Genomic DNA, 18749 nt, shown 5'->3' on the forward strand with positions numbered 1-18749 from the left:
AGCGGCACCCCGCTACGCCGGGCTGCGGACCCACCCCGCCCCAGCACCGACGCCGGGTGCCTTCGTTGTGCCGAGATGTGGGACGCCCCGGCGTCAGTGGAGACGCCGGGGCGGTCGAAAGTTGGCAGTGGCAGGTCAGTCCTGGTCGTCCGTGTCGTCCTGGTCGTCCGAGCGGTCCGCCGTGACCTTGCCCGTGGTGAGGTCTATCTTCCAGTCCTGCTCGGCGCCGCCGGACGTGCGGGTCTCGGCCTCCCAGGACTTGTTCTTGCCGTCCTCGTCCAGGTCGACGGACGTCACCGTGCCCTTGCCTGCGGCAGCCTTCGCGGCCTCCTCGGCCGTCACGGAGGAGCCCTTCAGGGCCGCCCGCACCTGCGCCGTGTCGTCCTCGTCGTCGGTCTGCGCACCGAGGACCTTGCCGTTGGACGGGTCGACGCGGACGCTGTGCCAGGTGTTGTCACCGGACAGGACGTCGACCTTCCAGATCACCTTGTCGCTGTCGTCCTCGTCGTCCAGCTCGGCGGACACGACCGTGCCGGACGTGTGCTTCAGCGCGGAGGCGATCGCCTCCGGTGCCGTCACGTCGCCGGAAGCCGCCCGCGCGGCGGCGTCGTCGCGGTCGTCCTGGCCGTCGCGGACGTCGTCGTCCGACAGCCGCGTGTTCGCCTCCTGCCGCGCCGAGCCCCCGCCGTCCTCCGTGGTCGCCAGGGCCGTGGCCGTACCGCCTCCGATCAGGGCGGCAGCGGTCACGGCGGCGATCACGATGTTGCGCTTCATGGGGGTTCCTCCCGAGTCGGTTCGTTTTCGACGTGTTCCAAGGTGGCTGATCGAGGCTGAGAGGAACCTGAAGCCCCCTGAAGGGATCTTCAGCTTGGTTTTGCCACTCTTTACCCATGCGCCTGTTGATCGTGGAGGACGAGAAGCGGCTGGCCCTGTCGCTCGCCAGGGGCCTGACGGCCGAGGGGTACGCCGTGGATGTCGTCCACGACGGACGGGAGGGGCTGCACCAGGCCTCGGAGGGGACGTACGACCTGGTGATCCTCGACATCATGCTGCCCGGCCTCAACGGCTACCGGGTCTGTGCCGCCCTGCGCGCCGCCGGGCACGAGGTGCCGATCCTGATGCTGACCGCCAAGGACGGCGAGTACGACGAGGCCGAGGGGCTCGACACCGGGGCGGACGACTATCTGACCAAGCCCTTCTCGTACGTCGTGCTCGTCGCCCGGATCAAGGCGCTGCTGCGGCGGCGAGGGGTGGGTGCCGGGGCCTCGCCCGTGCATGTGCACGGGGATCTGAAGGTGGATACGGCTGCTCGGCGGGTGTTTCTGGGGGAGGAGGAAGTGGCCCTCACGACCAAGGAGTTCTCCGTGTTGGAGCAGCTTGTGCTGCGGGCCGGGGAGGTCGTGTCCAAGTCCGAGATCCTCGAGCATGTGTGGGACTTCGCCTACGAGGGTGATCCCAACATCGTCGAGGTGTACATCAGCACCCTGCGGCGGAAGCTGCGGCCGGGGCTGATCCGGACCGTGCGCGGGGCCGGTTACCGGCTGGAGAAGTCGCCATGAGGCGGCTGTTCGGCTCCGTCCGGGCGCGGGCCACGCTGGGCGCCACGCTCGTGGTCGCGGTGGCGCTCGTCGCGGCCGGGGCCGCCGTGCTGCTGTCGCTGCGGTCCAATCTGATCGGCGAGGCCGGGACGCAGGCCGAGCAGTCGGCCCGGGCCGTCGCCTCCGAGCTCGCCGCCGGGACGCCGTACGACAAGCTGTCCGGGCTGGACGGTGACGACGGGCCGGTGCAGGTCCTCGACGAGCACAAGCGGCTGGTCGCGGCCAGCGAGGACCTCCAGAAGATCAGCGGCACCGACTCCGACCAGGTGAAGCCGCAGCCGTCGGCCGCGCCCCGTACGGACGACGACTCCGACGACCATGAAGAGGCCCTCGAACCCGGGGAGATCGCCGGGGAGAGCGTCTTCAGCAACGGGGCCGCGACGATCGACGGTGACGCGGAGGACTACCGGTTCGCCGCCGTGGAGGTGGAGACCCAGGACCGCGGGACCCTCAAGGTCTACGCCGGTTCGCCGCTGGCCGCCGAGCACGGGGCCGTGCGGACCGCGCTGACGGTGATGCTGATCGGGTTCCCGCTGCTGCTCGGCGTCGTCGCGGGAGTGACCTGGCTGGTCACCCGGCGGGCCCTGCGGCCGGTCGAGGGCATCCGGAGCGAGATGGCCGCGATCACCCACTCCGAGGACCTCGCGCGGCGCGTCCCGGAGCCGGACACGCACGACGAGATCGCCCGGCTGGCCAGCACTACGAATGAGACGCTCGCGGCGCTGGAGACCTCCGTGGAGCGGCAGCGACGCTTTGTCGCCGACGCGTCCCACGAGCTGCGCAGTCCCATCGCCTCGCTGCGCACGCAGTTGGAAGTGGCCGCCGCGCATCCCGAACTGCTGGACCTCGACGGGGCCGTGGAGGACACCGTGCGGCTCCAGCGCCTGGCCGCCGACCTGCTGCTGCTCGCCCGGCTGGACGCGGGGGAGCGGCCCAACGACGCGGGGGTCGACCTCGCCGGGCTGGCCCGGGAGGAGGCAGAGGGACGCACGGGTGTGACGGTGGACGCGGAGCCGGTGGAAGTGGCCGGATCACGGGGGCAGCTGGGGCGGGTGCTGGCCAATCTGCTCGACAACGCCCAGCGGCATGCCCGGTCGGCCGTCACCGTGAGCGTGCGGCGGGAGGGTGACCGGGCCGTGGTCGGCGTGGCGGACGACGGGGACGGGGTGCCCGAGGCCGACCGGGAGCGGATCTTCGAACGGTTCGTACGACTGGACGCCGCCCGCAGCCGGGACGACGGCGGTGCCGGGCTGGGACTCGCCATCGCCCGGGACGTCGCCGTACGGCACGGCGGCACGCTCACGGCCGGACAGGGACCCGCAGGCGGAGCCCTGTTCGAACTCCGCCTGCCGCTCGCCTAGCCGGACCGGTGCGGGTGTGCCGCCTGGGCCAGGGGGGTCAGGGGCGCCCGCGCTGTCCGCGCAGGTGCTCCGCGATGGGCTTGAGGGCCTTGTCGAGTTCCGTCAGGGCCTCGGGGGACAGCAGGTCGATGAAGTGCCTGCGCACGGACGCCACATGGTGGGGCGCCACCTTCTGCATCGTGGCCATGCCGTGGTCGGTGAGCACTGCGTAGAGCCCCCGGCGGTCGGATTCGCAGTTCTCCCGCCGGACCAGGTTCGCGTTCTCCATGCGCGTGATCTGGTGCGAGAGGCGGCTCTTGGACTGGAGGGTGGCGGAGGCGAGGTCGCTCATCCGCATCCGCTGGTCCTCCGACTCGGAGAGGTTCACCAGGATCTCGTAGTCGTTCATTGTCAGTCCGAACGGCTGCAGGTCCTTCTCGAGCTGGTACGTCAACAGCCTGTTGACCTCCAGGTGGGTGCGCCAAGCGCACTGCTCCGCATCGGTCAGCCAGCGCGTGGCCGTCTCGGTCTCCATGAATGAAGTCTACCTAAAAGGTTGAAAGGCGAACTAGTGAGGGTTTTCGCGTGACGTCGCACGCCTGCCGAACATTGGTGCGCAGGCGTTCGATGTCACACTCCGCAGACTACCGCTCACAGCCCGAAGCGACGCTGGAGGTCCCCCAGCTGTCCGGGAAGACGCGGTGCGCCGGATTGACCGGGCCGGGGGCCGGATGCTCCGCCGCCGGGCACACCGGCCTGGTGTGGAACGGCCCCCGTGGCCTGCTCGGCCATCAGGGTCTCGGACGACTGGAGCAGCACTGTGCCGGCGCCGACGAACTCGAACTGGTGCTCCTCCCCGGAGACCCCTCCCAGGCCCGTCAGCGCACGTAGACCGCCCATGACGCCGGTCATGTACCCGTGGTCGTAGTGGTGGCAGGGCGAGGGGCAGTCGGCCCATCCGACCAGGGCCTGGGGGTCGACCCGGATCGGGGGTTCCATGAACACCACCGGGCCGTTCGACGCGGCCACGAACTTTCCGGTTCCGATGAGGGTCAGAAAACCCGGCACGATTGATTGCTTCAGCGCGAGAGTTGGCTGAAAAGCGAGGAGGTTGCCCGAGCGAATGGTCAGATTGCCGTCCTCGAGGTCGAACGAATTCACGTCGAAGGCCCGGTCGGCGAGGAGCATCTTGCCCGAGCCCTCGGCCACGACCCAGTCGCTCGCGTGCAGAGGCGAATGGAACGACGTACGGACCAGACGGTCCAGTCGGCCGTGCCCGACGCCGTTGAAGTCGATCGAGCCGTAGTAGGCGATCATCTTCCCCTTCTGCAGGAACCACTGGCTCCCCTTCAGTTCCACGCAGAAGGTGTACGGGTTGACGTTGTCGTCGGGCGGCAGCGATGCCGGGTCGAAGACCGCGGGGCCGGCGCCCGGAGTTCCGTAGGTGCTCACAGCTTCTCCTCCGACGCCTGGACGTACACCGCACCGCTGCCGCTGAGCTCCAGCTGGAACGCCTCGCCCGAGCCGCGGCCCACCATGTCCCGCCAGCCCAGGGCGGTGGACAGCTTGTTGCGGACGTCGCCGTGATGGGCGACGTAGGCCTGCGGGTCCACATGCACCGGCCGCTGGGGTGTGATGGGGATCTCGATCACCCCGCCGTGGGCCATGACCGCGACGGCCCCCTGCCCCTTCAGCGTGGTCGTGAACAGCCCCTGGCCGCTGACCTGGCCGCGGACCATGCCCATGACGCCGCCCTGCGAGCCGAGGAACATCGTGCCCTGCTGGAGCGAGCCCTCGAAGGCCAGGAGGCGGTCCGCCTCCACATAGAGGGTGTCGCCGGTGAGCCGGATCACCTGGATGTGATGGCCGCCGTGCCCAAAGAGGACTGTGCCGCTGCCCTCCACGGTCATCAGGGGCGTGTCCTCGTCGGCGACCCGGCGGCCGATCATCGACATGACCCCGCCCTGGCCGCCCGCCGTGTTGGGCGTGAAGGACACCTCGCCCTTGTACGCGAGCATCGCGCCGCGCTGACTGAACAGCCGCTGACCGGGCGACACCGTCGCCTCGACCATCTTCGCGTTGATCTCCCGGAAGGCCATGTCACACGTCTCCCGCGATCGTGTTCCGCTCGCTCGGCTGTACGTACACCAGCCCGTCCCCCTCGAAGCGCATCTGGAAGGCCTCGCCGCCGCCCTCCCCGAGCAACGTGCGGAACGTCACACCGGACTGGAAGGACTGCCGAAGATTGCCCTGGTGCGCCACATACGCTCCCGGGTCGACGGTCAGCGGATACTGCGGGCTCACCCGCAGCACCACCGCCGGCCCGTCCGACATGATCGCCGCCTGGCCGTGGCCCTCGACGGACGTCGTGAACAGCCCGTTGCCCTGCGAGGCGCCGCGCAGGCCCGTGAACTCCGTCCCCGTGCGCAGCCCGCCGTCGGTCGCGAGCAGGTTGCTCGACTCGACGTAGAGCTTGTCCCCCTGGAGACCGACCAGGTTGATCTCGGAGGCGCGGTCCGCGAACCAGCAGGTGCCGCGCCCCTTCACCTCCATCAACGTCATCTGCTCACCGGTCAGCCGCCGGGTCACCATGCCCCGGATGCCCTCGCCGCCGCCGCTGAGCTTCTTGAAGGCCATCTCGCCGTCGTACGCGACCATCGAGCCGTTCTTCGCCTTCACGGCATCTCCGGTCATCTCGACGGCGAGCACCTTGTTGCTCTGAAGTCGGAACATCGCCACGTACGGGAAGGTAGCCGCAGGCCGGGCACTGTGGACAGAGCCTGTGGGTGGAGAAAGTCCCTGATCGCACCCTTAGGGGGCGGGGAGCCGGACCCCGGGCCAAGGATCGCTCGGCCGTTTGCCACAATGGGCGAGACGCTTGTGCGTGCGTTCACAAGCCCCTTTTGCCGTTCAGCCCGTCCAGCCCGTTCAGACCGCCGCGTCTCTCCCACCGAAGGTGACCCGTGGACCTCAAGACCGCCACCGCCCTCCGCCGCCTCCGCCTGGTCTCGGCACCCGAGGCGATCTCCTTCCTCCTCCTGCTGATCTGCTCGGTGCTGAAGCGGACCACGGACTTCAACGCCGTGCCGGTGATGGGCATGGTGCACGGTGTTCTGTTCATCCTGTACGTGATCTTCTGGGCCGACGCGTGGAACCGGACGAAGTGGCCGGTGAAGACCGCCGCGCTGTACTTCGTGCTCTCGGTGCTGCCCACCGGCGGCTTCTTCGCCGACCGCAAGCTGCGGCGTGAGGCCGAGGACGCGGTCATCGCGTCCCGGGCGCGCCAGGAAGGGGCGGTGAAGGCGTGATCGTCGCCTTTTCCGTGACGCCGCTGGGGGTCGGTGAGGACGTGGGGGAGTACGTCGCCGACGCCGTCCGGGTGGTCCGTGAGTCGGGGTTGCCCAACCGGACCGACGCGATGTTCACGACCGTCGAGGGGGAGTGGGACGAGGTCATGGACGTCGTCCGGCGTGCGGTGGCCGCGGTCGAGCGGCGGGCGCCCCGGGTGTCCCTCGTCCTCAAGGCGGACATCCGGCCCGGAGTGACGGACGGTCTGACCTCCAAGGTCGCGACAGTGGAGCGGCATCTCGCCGAATAGGCGTATTCGAGAGCGGCAGCCTCTACGGGAACCCTGGTCCGATGCGGGCCGGGGTTCTTTCGCGTTACTGCCGCGGGCATATGCGCAACCCACCCACCTGGACGCTCTCAGTTCGACATCGCCCTAAAGATCCATTTTTGTATGGGTATCGGGGTATCAGGTTCTCCGATCAGGCCTCAAGGACTGGAGGGCACTGTGCGGCCGGAGGGCTACGACTACGACTCCTACAGCCGACTCGCCGGACCGCTCACGGAGCCGTCCGGTGAGGAGTACCGGGTGCAGTACGTCTCGCTCCTCGCCCGCGAGCCCCGCCGAATACGAGCCGTCCTCCTGATGTGCCTCGCACCGCTGCTCACCGGTGCCCTGATGGTCTACCTCGTCTGGCCCACCCACTGGGTGGAACGCGAGGGTGCCCAGCGCTGGCTCATCGGACTCGACGTCACCATGCTGACGGCGATCGGCCTGATCGAACTCTTCATGCTCGTCAACGTCGCCTCCGTCGCCCACGCCACGATGGTCGCCTGCGACCCCGTCCCCGTGGTCCCCGAACCGGACACCCGCGTCGCCTTCCTCACCACCTACGTCCCCGGCAAGGAACCCCTCGCCATGGTCCGCGCGACCCTGGAAGGAGCCACCCGCATCCACCACACCGGAACCCTCGACGTCTGGCTCCTCGATGAGGGCGACGACGCCGAGGTCAAGGCCATGTGCGCGGAACTGGGCGTACACCACTTCACCCGGCGCGGCATCCCCGAGTGGAACCGCGAAACGGGCGTCCACAAGGCCCGCACCAAGCACGGCAACTACAACGCCTGGATCGCCATGCACGGCGACGGATACGACTTCTTCGCGTCCGTCGACACCGACCACATTCCGATGCCCAACTACCTGGAACGGATGATGGGCTACTTCAGGGACCCCGACGTGGCCTTCGTCGTCGGCCCTCAGGTGTACGGCAACTACCACAACCCCGTCACCAAGGCCGCCGAGTCCCAGCAGTTCCTCTTCCACGCCCTCATCCAGCGCGCCGGCAACCACTATCGCGCCCCCATGTTCGTCGGCACGAACAACGTGGTACGGATCTCCGCCGTCAAGCAGATCGGCGGGCTGTACGACTCCATCACCGAGGACATGGCCACCGGCTTCGAGATCCACCAGCACCGCAACCCGGACACGAACCGCTTCTGGCAGTCCGTCTACACCCCGGACGTGCTCGCCGTCGGCGAGGGCCCCGCCTCCTGGACCGACTTCTTCACCCAGCAGATGCGCTGGTCGCGCGGCACCTACGAGACCCTCATCACGCAGTACTGGAAGGCGCCCCTCAGCATGCCGCCGGGCCGGCTGCTGTCCTACACGCTCATGCTCGTGTACTACCCGATGACGGCCGTCAACTGGTTCCTCGGGATCTTCAGCTGCTTCCTCTTCCTCTGGTTCGGCGCCTCCGGCACGGAGGTCGCCGTGTCGGTCTGGATGATGCTCTACAGCGACGCCGCCGCCTGTCAGATCGGGCTGTACCTGTGGAACCGCCGGCACAACGTCTCGCCGCACGAACCGGAGGGCTCGGGCGGCCTGGCCGGCATGGGGATGTCGGCCCTGTCCGCGCCGATCTACCTCAAGTCCCTCAGCGAGGCGGTCATGCGCCGCCCCAGCCGGTTCGTCGTCACGCCCAAGGGCAACGACGCCTCCCCCGACCAGCTGGCCACCTTCCGTATCCACCTCTTCTGGGCGGCCCTGCTGGCCACGTCCCTGGCCGCCTCGGTGGCCCTGGACCACACGCATGCCGCGATGCGCACCTGGGCCCTGCTCGGCATGGCCATCTCCCTGGCACCGGCCGCGGTATGGGCCGGCACGGCCTGGAAGGACCACCGGGAACGGCAGCGGCAGCTCACCCACGCCGACGCGCAGGCACCCGGACAGGTGCAGGAAGCGGCACCCGCGCACCCGCACCCACGCGTGCCCGAAGGCAACGAGCCCGCCCCCGCCCTCGCCACCGCGTCCCCCGCGGCCCCGGTCTCCGGCACCCCGACAGGAGGCAGCTAGGCCATGGCCTACCAGCTCTCGCAGAAGACCAAGAAGACCGTCCTGGGGATCGGCGGCATCGCGGTCCTGGCGGGCCTCAACGCCCCGGCCGCGCTGGACTTCGTCTCCACGCAGTACCACGAGTACAAGATCGCCCAGCCCGAGTACATGGCGAAGTACGGCTCCTGGACCCAGCTCGACATCCCGGAGAAGTACCGCACCAACGCCATCCACGCCGCCCTGCTGCACACGGGCAAGGTGCTGATCGTCGCCGGGTCGGGCAACGAGCAGCGCAAGTTCGACGCGGGCGAGTTCGACACCATCCTGTGGGACCCGGAGAAGAACACGTACAAGAAGATCCCCACCCCGGAGGACTTCTTCTGCGCCGGCCACGCCCAGCTCCCCGACGGCCGCCTGCTGGTGGCCGGCGGCACCGCCCGCTACGAACGCCTCGGCGCCGAGGTGACCCGGGCCGGCGGCGGCATGCGCGTGAAGAACGAGAGCCCCGACAAGGCGGTGTTCCTGAAGAAGGGCACCCGCTTCCGCTCACCGGCCGGCTTCGAGTACGTCACCAAGTTCGACGTCACCGTCCCGAAGGCCAAGCGCACCCAGAAGATCACGTACAACAGCCGCGGTGTGATGCAGCCCTGGAAGACCAAGGTCACCGCCAGCGAGGCCCGCGTCTGGGTGGAGGCCGTGGACGAGGGCCCCCTGTCGGCCACTCAGAAGGCGGCGCAGTACGCCATCGTCGGCCTGACGGGCAAGGCCGGCGACAACGCGTACGGCCTGTCGGAGAAGATCACCCTCGACAAGCAGGACTTCCAGGGCATCCGCGGCGCCTACGAGTTCGACCCGAAGGCGGAGAAGTACATCCCCGTAGACCCGATGGACAAGGCCCGCTGGTACCCGACGCTCGTCGGCCTCGACGACGGCCGGGTCCTGGCGGTGTCCGGCCTGGACGACGTCGGCATGATCGACCCGGGCGACAACGAGATCTACGACCCGGAGACCAAGAAGTGGTCGCCGGGACCCAAGCGGTACTTCCCGACGTACCCCGCCCTGTTCCTCACCAAGGGCGGCAAGCTGTTCTACCCGGCCTCCAACGCCGGTTACGGGCCCGCCGACCGGGGCCGTGAGCCGGGCCTGTGGGACGTGGAGAAGAACACGTTCCGCAAGGTGCCGGGGCTGACGGACCTCGACCAGACCGAGACCTCGGCCTCCGTGCTGCTGCCCCCGGCGCAGGACCAGAAGGTGATGATCCTGGGCGGAGGCGGCGTCGGTGAGTCGAGCAAGGCGACCCCGCGCACGGCCGTCGTGGACCTGAACAAGGACAACCCGGCCTTCCGGGACGGCCCCGACCTGCCGCAGGGCACGCGCTACCTGAACAGCGTGATCATGCCGGACGACACGGTGTTCACGTCCAACGGCTCCAGGGACTACCGCGGCCGCAGCGCCAGCAACATCCTCAAGGCGCAGTTCTACGACCCGAAGAGCAACGCCTTCCGCGAGGCCGCCGCGCCGAGAGTGGGGCGCAACTACCACTCCGAGGCGCTGTTGCTGCCCGACGGCAGGATCGCCACCTTCGGCTCCGACCCGCTCTTCGACAACCAGCAGAACACCAAGCTGGGTCACTTCGAGCAGCGCATGGAGGTCTTCACCCCGCCCGCGCTGCACAAGAACCCCCGGAACCGCCCCGTACTGAAGGGCGGCCCGGAGAAGCTGGACAAGAACCACAGCATCACGTTCCGTACGGACCACCCGGAACGCGTGGCCGAGGCGCGGCTGATGCGGCCCAGCGCGGTCACGCACACGACCGACGTCGAGCAGCGCTCCATCGAGCTGGACATCACCAGGAAGGGCGGCGCGGTGACCTTCGAGGTGCCCCGCGACCCGGCCCTGGTCCCGCCCGGCTGGTACATGCTGTTCGTGACGGACGGCGAGGGCACGCCCTCGCGGGCCAAGTGGATCCACGTGAAGTGAGCGAGGGGGGAGGGGCCGGGGGGGAAGGGCCGGCTCAGTCCTCCGCGTTGCGCGCCAGCTCCAGGGCGTACTCCGGCCACCAGCGTCCGGCGTCCGGTCCGCCCTCGCAGTCTCCGTCCGACTCGCCCGGCCGCTTGATCCACAGGTAGGCGTCGAGGGTCTCCTCGCCCGTCTGGGTCGTGGGCGGGGTGCCGAGCGCCCGGCCCGGCGGGTTGCACCAGACGCCGGGCAGGGGGCCGTTGCCGTTGCGGCTGGTGTCGACGACGAAGTGCTTGCCGCCGAGGGCCTCGGCGAGCCGGACGCCGTACTCCGTGGTCTCGTCGTCGGTCTGGAAGTTGGAGACGTTGAGCGCGAAGCCGTCGGCCTGTTCGATGCCGGCCCGCCGCAGCGGCTCCACCAGCTTGTCCGCCTCCCGGATCCAGTCCGCGTTGCCCGCGTCCAGGTACACCTTGGTGTTCGGCTGCTGTTTCAGCCGGGTGATCGCCTCGCTGAGCAGCTGTTCGCGCTCGGCGTGGTACTCGCCGGGCGTGCAGCCGTCGACGATGTGCGCGACCGCGTCGGGCTCCAGGACGACCAGGGCCTTCGCCTCGCCGAGGGCGTCGGCGAACTGCCCGATCCACTCCCGGTAGGCGTCCGCGTCCTGCGACCCGCCGGCCGAGTGCTGGCCGCAGTCCCGGTGCGGGATGTTGTACGCGACGAAGACCGCCGTCTTGCCCTCCTCGCTCGCGGCCGAGGCAGCCGCCCGCACCGTCGGTGCCGGATCGGTCTCGCCGGGCGGCCACAGCGCGAGCGGCCGGTCGGCGATCCGCCGGATCAGCTCGGCGTCCTCCTCCCGGTCCTGCTGCTGCCAGAGCTCTGCCTGCTGGGCCGCGGGGCTCTCGGGGTCGACCCAGAAGGGGGAGCCGGCCGCGTAGCCGGCCTTGGTGGTGTCGTCGCCGGTGTCGGACGCCGTGTCGGTGCGGCCGTGAGCGGACGAGCAGCCCGCAGCGAGACCGAGCACAGCGAGGACCGCGAGGGCGTGGTTCAGCCGTCTCATGCCGCTCCCTGTGAGGAAGGTGACGTTCGGTGATGAATCGGATGCCAATAGTTACATACTCGTATGAATCGCTATCTAAAGGACATGACCTCGCCCTGCCCCCGGATGGCGCAGCCGGAAGACGGGCGGACCGAAGGGCGAGACGGGACTGGCCACCATGTGACCGGCCGGTAAGGTCGGGTTCGTGCCGAAGCCGCTCAGTCTCTCCTTCGATCCGATCGCGCGCGCCGACGAACGCTGGAAGCAGCGCTGGGGAAACGTGCCGTCCATGGGTGCGATCACCTCGATCATGCGCGCCCAGCAGATCCTCCTCGCCGAGGTCGACGCGGTGGTCAAGCCGTACGGGCTGACGTTCGCGCGCTACGAGGCGCTGGTGCTGCTCACCTTCTCCAAGTCCGGCGAGCTGCCGATGTCCAAGATCGGCGAGCGGCTCATGGTGCATCCCACGTCCGTGACGAACACCGTGGACCGGCTGGTGAAGTCGGGCCTCGTCGACAAGCGGCCCAACCCCAACGACGGGCGCGGCACCCTCGCCAGCATCACCGAGAAGGGCCGTGAGGTGGTCGAGGCCGCCACCCGCGACCTGATGGCGATGGACTTCGGGCTCGGGGCGTACGACGCCGAGGAGTGCGGGGAGATCTTCGCGATGCTGCGGCCGCTGCGGATCGCGGCGGGGGACTTCGAGGAGCATTGAATCCTCCCCTTCCCGAAAGGGAGGGGATTTCTGGCTCAGGCTGCCTCCTGGAGCAGCGCTCCAGGGGGTCTTGCGCCATCGGCACCAGCCGGGTTGAGACCAGCCCGGGCGAGCATGACGCGTGCGGAGTTCTTGTCCCGTGGACACACGGCTCCGCACGCGGTGCAGGTGTAGGTGCGCTCACCCAGCGGCAGTGCGTGCTTGGCTCTCGCATCGCACTGCGCGCAGTCCATCGTGGTGTGCGCGGGGTGGACCAGGCGGATGTCCCGCCCGTGCTTGCGGCCCATGTCCAGCAGAGCGGCCTTGGTGGCGCCGATGGCGGCGTCGGCGGCCTTGCGGGCCATCGTGGACTTGGCGAGGAACCTGGGCTTGAAGTCCTCGACAGCGACCGCGTCGTGGTCGCGGACCACCTTCTTGGACCATTTACGGCCCGTGTCCTCACGCTGCCTGGCGACCTTCTTGTAGGCCATCGCCCGCAGCCTTTTCGCCTCGCGGTAGCCCTTCGAACCCGGCTGTCCCTTCTTCGGCCTGCGGCGGGCCATCATCCGGTCGTACCGGGTCAGCCTCTGCTGGGCCTTGCTTCCATCTGCGGCGTGGGGCAGGTCGTGCGCGTCGGAGGTGGTGGTCGCGGTCTGTTTCACACCCCAGTCGACACCGAGCACCCGGCCCGTTGGCGGCAGCGGCTGGATCTCGGCGGGCAGGACGAAGGAGCAGTACCAGTGCCCGAGGCTGTCCTGGTAGACGCGCACCGAGGATGGCTCAGTCGGCAGTTCACGGGACCACACCACCCTCACCGCGATGCCGCCCGCCAGATGCAGCCGGCCGTCCTTCAGCCGGAACCCGCGCCGGGTGTAGTTGAGGGTTGCCAGTGCCTCGCGCTTCTTCTTGTGCGTGGGCATCCCGGCCCGGCGTGCCATGGGCAGGCGCTCTTTGATGTCCTTGTGCGCCTTGGCACGGGAGCGGCCGAAATCCCGGATGACCTGCTGCTGGACCACCGACGAGCCTTCATCCAGCCACGGTGTAAGGGCGCGGGCTTCGGTCAGCATCCTGTCCAGCTGCGCCGGACCGCACGTCCGCTTCTCCCCGGTCGCCTTGTTGCGCAGGTATACGGCCCTGGACTTGGCGACACACTCGTTCCACACCCACCGGCACCGACTCCACTCCGCCACCAGGGCCGTGCGGGCAGCGGACGACACCCGCAGCCGGAAGGTATACCGGGCGTGCCCGACCTCCGCAGCCGCCCCTTCCTGGCCCACCCCCGCCCCCTCACGCTCACGACCCCGGCCGGGACTCAGCCGCCCCATCTACGAAGGACCATACGTACGATCACCGCACCCGCGTGCTTCGATCTCACGGGCATCACCCCGACCAGCGATCTTGGGCGCAAGTGTTCGCTCTGCGAAGTGGCGCCTGAATGTGATTTCACCTCCGGCGTGAACGCCGGGGCTTCCTCGCGAGGAGCAAGACCCGGGGCAAGATCCCCCGGAACGGGTCGTTACGCTCGACGGCATGAAAAAGAGCGTGCTGACGCGCTACCGCGTGATGGCCTATGTCACCGGCGTGCTGCTGGTCCTGCTGACCCTGGGCATGATCGGCAAGTATGTGCTCGACCTGAACGGCGCGGCGGACTTCACGCGCGTCGTCAGCATCGCGCACGGCTGGCTGTACGTCCTGTACCTGGTCTTCGCCTTCGACCTGGGCTCCAAGGCGAAGTGGCCGGTCGGCAAGCAGGTGTGGGTGCTGCTCGCCGGGACCGTCCCGACGGCCGCGTTCTTCGTGGAGCGCAAGATCAGCCACGAGCTGGAGTCCCGGCTGGCCGAGGACTCGCCGGCGCCGGTCAAGGCGTAACAACACCGCCGTACGGACGAACGTGCGGCGGTCTGCCATCGACATTTACTTGGACGTCCTAGTAAATTCGAAGGTATGGACGCTGACGCCATAGAGGAAGGCCGCCGTCGCTGGCAGGCTCGGTACGACGCCGCGCGCAAGCGCGAGGCCGACTTCACCACGCTCTCGGGCGACCCCGTGGAGCCGGTGTACGGGCCGCGGCCCGGAGACAGGTACGAGGGGTTCGAGCGGATCGGCTGGCCCGGGGAGTACCCCTTCACCCGCGGCCTGTACGCGACCGGCTACCGAGGGCGTACCTGGACCATCAGGCAGTTCGCCGGGTTCGGCAACGCCGAGCAGACCAACGAGCGCTACAAGATGATCCTCCGCAACGGCGGAGGCGGGCTCTCGGTCGCCTTCGACATGCCGACGCTCATGGGCCGTGACTCCGACGACCCGCGCTCACTGGGCGAGGTCGGGCACTGTGGTGTCGCCATCGACTCGGCCGCCGACATGGAGGTCCTGTTCAAGGACATCCCGCTGGGCGACGTGACGACGTCCATGACCATCAGCGGGCCGGCCGTGCCGGTCTTCTGTATGTACCTGGTCGCCGCGGAGCGCCAGGGCGTCGACCCGGCCGTCCTGAACGGCACGCTCCAGACGGACATCTTCAAGGAGTACATCGCCCAGAAGGAGTGGCTCTTCCAGCCCGAACCGCATCTGCGGCTCATCGGCGACCTGATGGAGCACTGCGCGGCCGGCATCCCCGCGTACAAGCCGCTGTCCGTCTCCGGGTACCACATCCGCGAGGCCGGCGCGACGGCCGCGCAGGAGCTGGCCTACACGCTCGCCGACGGCTTCGGGTACGTGGAGCTGGGGCTGTCCCGCGGGCTGGATGTCGACGTCTTCGCCCCCGGGCTCTCCTTCTTCTTCGACGCGCACGTCGACTTCTTCGAGGAGATCGCCAAGTTCCGCGCGGCGCGCCGGATCTGGGCGCGGTGGATGCGGGACGTGTACGGGGCGCGGAGCGAGAAGGCGCAGTGGCTGCGCTTCCACACCCAGACGGCCGGGGTCTCGCTCACCGCGCAGCAGCCGTACAACAACGTCGTACGGACGGCCGTGGAGGCGCTGGCGGCCGTGCTGGGCGGGACCAACTCGCTGCACACCAACGCCCTCGACGAGACGCTCGCGCTGCCCAGCGAGCAGGCGGCGGAGATCGCGCTGCGGACGCAGCAGGTGCTGATGGAGGAGACCGGGGTCGCCAACGTGGCCGATCCGCTGGGCGGTTCCTGGTACGTCGAGCAGCTCACCGACCGGATCGAGGCCGACGCGGAGAAGATCTTCGAGCAGATAAGGGAGCGGGGGCTGCGGGCGCACCCCGACGGGCGGCACCCGATCGGGCCGATCACCTCCGGGATCCTGCGCGGGATCGAGGACGGGTGGTTCACCGGGGAGATCGCGGAGTCGGCGTTCCAGTACCAGCGGGCGCTGGAGAAGGGCGACAAGCGGGTCGTCGGGGTCAACGCGCACCACGGGTCCGTGACCGGGGATCTGGAGATTCTGCGGGTCAGTCATGAGGTGGAGCGGGAGCAGGTGCGGCTGCTGGCGACGCGCAAGGCGGGCCGCGACGACGCCGCGGTCCGCACGGCCCTGGACCGGATGCTGGCCGCCGCCCGCAGCGGCGCCAACATGATCACGCCGATGCTGGACGCGGTGCGGGCGGAGGCGACCCTCGGCGAGATCTGCGACGTGCTGCGGGACGAGTGGGGGGTGTACACGGAGCCGGCGGGCTTCTGAGGCTCTGAGAGGCAGGATGGGGCGGGTCAGTGGAAGCTTCACTGACCCGCCCGATTCTTTGCGCTTGTTGCACGAGCGTGCCCTGAAAACCCTTGATCTGGCCCTTACTTGTGAAGATATGGTGACCACCGCGCTTGACGAAGCTGACCACTTCGTTGTCGCGCGTGACCACAGGTGATCGGGGGGACACCGTCACCACGGGGGGAGAAACTGGCGGTTGCGCAGAGCAACCGGCCCTTCTCGCATGCCCTGCCGGACGAGCGCCCCCGCTTGCCCTCCATGCGATGAAGGGATGCTTTCGTGCGCCCCAGACGAGGGTTCATCAGACCCGGACGCCCTAGATCCGGACTTCTCACGCCCGTTCTGACGTCCGCTGTCGCGGTTGCCGTGCTCGGCGGCGTCGCGGTCCAGCCGGAGCTGCTGGACCGGTACGCGCCGGACGACATGGTCCCCGTGGCCGACAGCTACGACGGCTTCGATGCCAAGGCCGCCGAACAGCTCCGCGAGGACCAGTGCTTAATGGCCGGTGTGCTGCGGCTCGGCGGGCCGGCCATGTTCGGTGTCGCGCAGGACGGGCTGAACCAGACGCCCGAGAAACTGCACACCGCGGCGAACCAGGAGTACTGGACCGACACGCCACTGGCCGCGTCGTACAAGAAGGACCGGGACGAGGCGCACGCGCTCGGGGAGTCCCTCTACGCCCGCCTGGACGTCTGGAAGAAGCCCGTCTCCGGGCTGCCCTACCCGGGCGGGTTCAACAGCGTCGCCGACTTCGAGTGGCCGCCGGGGACGCCCGGGCGCGGCGAGGACTTCTTCGACCAGACCGGGCTCGGCGCCTGGGTCGGCGAGCGCATGTGGGTGAAGGAGGACGGCTTCTACGAAGACCCCACCCCGAAGGCCGACGAGGCCACGGTCAAGGCCGTCAAGGGCCTCGGCGCCCCGCTGTACGGCGGTGATCCGGATCCGTCGCTGCCGTCACCGCAGTGGCAGCAGGCGTACGAGGAGCACCAGGCGTGGGAGCACCTGGTCGACTGGAGCATGGAGCCGACGAGTGCGGACAACGCCCGTCAGTTCCTGGCCTCCGGTGGCTTCCCGCGTACCGCCCCCGAGCCGGGAAGCCTCGAGTTCCGGCTGGCCGTCGAGGACCTGAAGACCCGCTTCGCGTCCTGCGCCTGGCGCGGTCCCGTCGACCCGAACAAGGTCCTCGGCAAGGAGGTCGCCGAAGCGTCCGCCGAATGGCAGCAGGAGATCGCCGCCCAGGCGACGCAGCGCAACCAGATCCTGACCGCCAACAAGGGCGCGACCAAGTCCCTCGCCACCGGCGCCCGCGCGCTGGGCGAGATGCTCGGCCAGTCCTGGATCGCCGACCACCTCACCCGCTGGCAGGACTGGTGGTCCCCCGGCGGTCCCGGCTGGATCGGCTCCAGCCCGTTCGTCGTCCACGCCAACGGGGCCTCCGACAAGTGCCTCGACGTGGCGGGCGGCAAGAAGGACAACGGCACGCCCGTGCAGATCTACACCTGCAACGGCGGCGCGGCCCAGAAGTGGCAGATCAGCGGTGACACCCTGGTCAACCCCAATTCGGGCAAGTGCCTGACCGTGAAGGGCGGCGCGAGCGCCAACGGTACCGCCGTGGTGATCATGCCGTGCACCAGTGGCGTCTCCCAGAAGTGGGAGTACGGCACCCACGGCACCACCCGCCTGTACAACCCCGCGACCAAGAACTGCCTCGACCTCGCGGACTACGGCAACAGCCGGGACGGCCGGATGTGGGACTGCACCGGCAAGACCCCGCAGAAGTTCGACATCGTCCCCTCCGGTCACAACGGCACCGACGACCTCGACTACCCGACCAAGGCCCAGTTCGACAAGGCGAAGAAGGGCGTCGCGGACGCCCAGGCCGCAGCGAAGAAGCAGCTCGACGTCATCAAGGCCCAGGCGACAGCGGCGAAGAAGGCCGCCACCGACACGGACACCGCCCTGCAGGCCGCCTACGCCATCGCCGACAAGGCGGGCGCCCCAAGGGGCCGCGCGCTGCTCGTCGGCCAGCAGAAGGCCCAGGTCACCAAGGCGTCATCGGCCGCACTCGAGGCACTGTCCAAGGCCGGTGACACGGCGTACGCCGCCACCCGCGCCGCCGCCGGTGACAGCGCCACCATCGCCGCCCGTGCCGTGACGCAGGCCGCCCAGTCGAAGGCCGCGTTCCGTACGGCCGCCGCGAACGAGGCCCGGGCGCAGGCCAAGGCCGCCGCCGAGGCCGCCGCCGTCCAGGCGAACGAGGCCAAGGCCGCCCGTGACCTCGCCAAGACCAAGCTGGCCGAGACGCAGAAGGCGGAGGCCGACGCGAAGGCCGCGGCCGCCACGGCGCACGCCAAGCGGCTCGCCGCTCAGGCCGAGGAGGCGACGGCGAAGAAGGAGAAGGAGACCGCCGCCGCCAAGCAGGCCGAGGCCGCCCAGCACAAGGAGAACGCCCAGGGCTACGCGAAGACGGCCGGCGAGGCCAAGGGCCGCGCCGAGACGGCCGAGACCACCGCCCGCGAGAAGCGGCAGGACGCCGAGGCCGCCCGGGACCGGGCGAAGGCCAAGCGGGACGACGCGTGGGACGCGGTGCCCGTCCTCTCGAGCGGAAGTGCAGCGCTCCTGTAGTGCGCGGGCGGACGGTGGCCGCACGCCGAGAGGAGGGGACATGGCCGAACCGGAGCGGGCCGTGCCCGCTGTGCGCATCGAGCGCGGACGTGCCGGTGCCGAGGAACTGGCCGCGCTCACCGTCGTGCTGCTTATTCAGCAGCAACAGACTGAAGCGAACCGACCCCCTGCTCCAGGCGACCGGCGGGCGGCTGCCGAACGCGGCCGATCCGTA

Annotated in this window: 18 protein-coding genes; 11 read left to right on the plus strand and 7 right to left on the minus strand. The window is 69.4% G+C overall.

Annotated elements, in window-relative coordinates:
- Positions 1 to 135: 135 nt before the first annotated feature.
- Positions 136 to 774, minus strand: a complete 639-nt coding sequence (locus ACWIF2_RS35310) for a PepSY domain-containing protein (RefSeq protein WP_454365060.1) — start codon at positions 772 to 774, stop codon at positions 136 to 138.
- A gap of 116 nt (positions 775 to 890) precedes the next feature.
- On the opposite strand from ACWIF2_RS35310, the gene ACWIF2_RS35315 reads away from it, so the two are divergent.
- A complete protein-coding gene (locus tag ACWIF2_RS35315) occupies positions 891 to 1559 on the plus strand; it encodes a response regulator transcription factor (protein ID WP_391115636.1) in 669 nt (222 codons plus the stop codon).
- Positions 1556 to 2959 (plus strand): sensor histidine kinase, encoded by a 1404-nt coding sequence (locus ACWIF2_RS35320; RefSeq protein ID WP_454365062.1) that lies wholly within the window; start codon positions 1556 to 1558, stop codon positions 2957 to 2959. Before ACWIF2_RS35315 ends, ACWIF2_RS35320 begins: the two co-directional genes overlap by 4 nt.
- 37 nt (positions 2960 to 2996) lie before the next feature.
- Here the strand turns inward: ACWIF2_RS35320 and ACWIF2_RS35325 are convergent, their stop codons facing one another.
- The 4 genes from ACWIF2_RS35325 to ACWIF2_RS35340 form a co-directional block, all read right to left on the minus strand.
- Positions 2997 to 3473: a MarR family winged helix-turn-helix transcriptional regulator gene (locus tag ACWIF2_RS35325; protein ID WP_184590382.1), complete on the minus strand. Its 477-nt coding sequence runs from the start codon at positions 3471 to 3473 to the stop codon at positions 2997 to 2999.
- A gap of 116 nt (positions 3474 to 3589) precedes the next feature.
- The gene (locus tag ACWIF2_RS35330; protein WP_454365065.1) at positions 3590 to 4390 is read right to left on the minus strand and encodes an AIM24 family protein; all 801 of its coding nucleotides are present in this window, start codon (positions 4388 to 4390) and stop codon (positions 3590 to 3592) included.
- Complete coding sequence (locus tag ACWIF2_RS35335; protein WP_454365067.1) at positions 4387 to 5037, minus strand: AIM24 family protein; 651 nt, start codon at positions 5035 to 5037, stop codon at positions 4387 to 4389. Before ACWIF2_RS35335 ends, ACWIF2_RS35330 begins: the two co-directional genes overlap by 4 nt.
- Position 5038: 1 nt before the next feature.
- The gene (locus tag ACWIF2_RS35340; RefSeq protein WP_382497433.1) at positions 5039 to 5671 is read right to left on the minus strand and encodes an AIM24 family protein; all 633 of its coding nucleotides are present in this window, start codon (positions 5669 to 5671) and stop codon (positions 5039 to 5041) included.
- Positions 5672 to 5901: 230 nt separating this feature from the next.
- Between ACWIF2_RS35340 and ACWIF2_RS35345 the strand changes: the two genes are divergently transcribed.
- The 4 genes from ACWIF2_RS35345 to ACWIF2_RS35360 all read left to right on the plus strand — a co-directional run bounded on the left by ACWIF2_RS35345 (position 5902) and on the right by ACWIF2_RS35360 (position 10535).
- Positions 5902 to 6246: a DUF3817 domain-containing protein gene (locus ACWIF2_RS35345; protein WP_382497274.1), complete on the plus strand. Its 345-nt coding sequence runs from the start codon at positions 5902 to 5904 to the stop codon at positions 6244 to 6246.
- Positions 6243 to 6536, plus strand: a complete 294-nt coding sequence (locus ACWIF2_RS35350) for an MTH1187 family thiamine-binding protein (RefSeq protein ID WP_382497272.1) — start codon at positions 6243 to 6245, stop codon at positions 6534 to 6536. Before ACWIF2_RS35345 ends, ACWIF2_RS35350 begins: the two co-directional genes overlap by 4 nt.
- A 195-nt stretch (positions 6537 to 6731) precedes the next feature.
- On the plus strand, positions 6732 to 8576 hold the full coding sequence (locus ACWIF2_RS35355) for a glycosyltransferase family 2 protein (protein ID WP_454365070.1): 1845 nt from the start codon (positions 6732 to 6734) through the stop codon (positions 8574 to 8576).
- A gap of 3 nt (positions 8577 to 8579) precedes the next feature.
- Complete coding sequence (locus ACWIF2_RS35360; RefSeq protein ID WP_454365072.1) at positions 8580 to 10535, plus strand: galactose oxidase-like domain-containing protein; 1956 nt, start codon at positions 8580 to 8582, stop codon at positions 10533 to 10535.
- A 34-nt stretch (positions 10536 to 10569) separates the two neighbouring features.
- Here the strand turns inward: ACWIF2_RS35360 and ACWIF2_RS35365 are convergent, their stop codons facing one another.
- Positions 10570 to 11571 (minus strand): glycoside hydrolase family 6 protein, encoded by a 1002-nt coding sequence (locus tag ACWIF2_RS35365; RefSeq protein WP_454365073.1) that lies wholly within the window; start codon positions 11569 to 11571, stop codon positions 10570 to 10572.
- A gap of 184 nt (positions 11572 to 11755) precedes the next feature.
- On the opposite strand from ACWIF2_RS35365, the gene ACWIF2_RS35370 reads away from it, so the two are divergent.
- Positions 11756 to 12265: a MarR family winged helix-turn-helix transcriptional regulator gene (locus ACWIF2_RS35370; RefSeq protein WP_454365075.1), complete on the plus strand. Its 510-nt coding sequence runs from the start codon at positions 11756 to 11758 to the stop codon at positions 12263 to 12265.
- A 35-nt stretch (positions 12266 to 12300) separates the two neighbouring features.
- Here ACWIF2_RS35370 and ACWIF2_RS35375 read toward each other — a convergent pair whose 3' ends face one another.
- A complete protein-coding gene (locus ACWIF2_RS35375; RefSeq protein WP_454365077.1) occupies positions 12301 to 13521 on the minus strand; it encodes an RNA-guided endonuclease InsQ/TnpB family protein in 1221 nt (406 codons plus the stop codon).
- Positions 13522 to 13774: 253 nt separating this feature from the next.
- On the opposite strand from ACWIF2_RS35375, the gene ACWIF2_RS35380 reads away from it, so the two are divergent.
- The 4 genes from ACWIF2_RS35380 to ACWIF2_RS35395 all read left to right on the plus strand — a co-directional run.
- Positions 13775 to 14113 (plus strand): DUF3817 domain-containing protein, encoded by a 339-nt coding sequence (locus ACWIF2_RS35380; protein WP_399024131.1) that lies wholly within the window; start codon positions 13775 to 13777, stop codon positions 14111 to 14113.
- Positions 14114 to 14188: 75 nt separating this feature from the next.
- Complete coding sequence (locus tag ACWIF2_RS35385) at positions 14189 to 15889, plus strand: acyl-CoA mutase large subunit family protein (RefSeq protein WP_454365079.1); 1701 nt, start codon at positions 14189 to 14191, stop codon at positions 15887 to 15889.
- A gap of 387 nt (positions 15890 to 16276) precedes the next feature.
- A complete protein-coding gene (locus ACWIF2_RS35390; RefSeq protein WP_454365081.1) occupies positions 16277 to 18535 on the plus strand; it encodes an RICIN domain-containing protein in 2259 nt (752 codons plus the stop codon).
- Positions 18536 to 18575: 40 nt separating this feature from the next.
- Positions 18576 to 18749: acyl-CoA carboxylase epsilon subunit (locus ACWIF2_RS35395; protein WP_454365083.1), on the plus strand; the 174-nt coding region annotated here is incomplete at its 3' end.

The organism is Streptomyces sp. NPDC055506 (genome assembly GCF_053643595.1).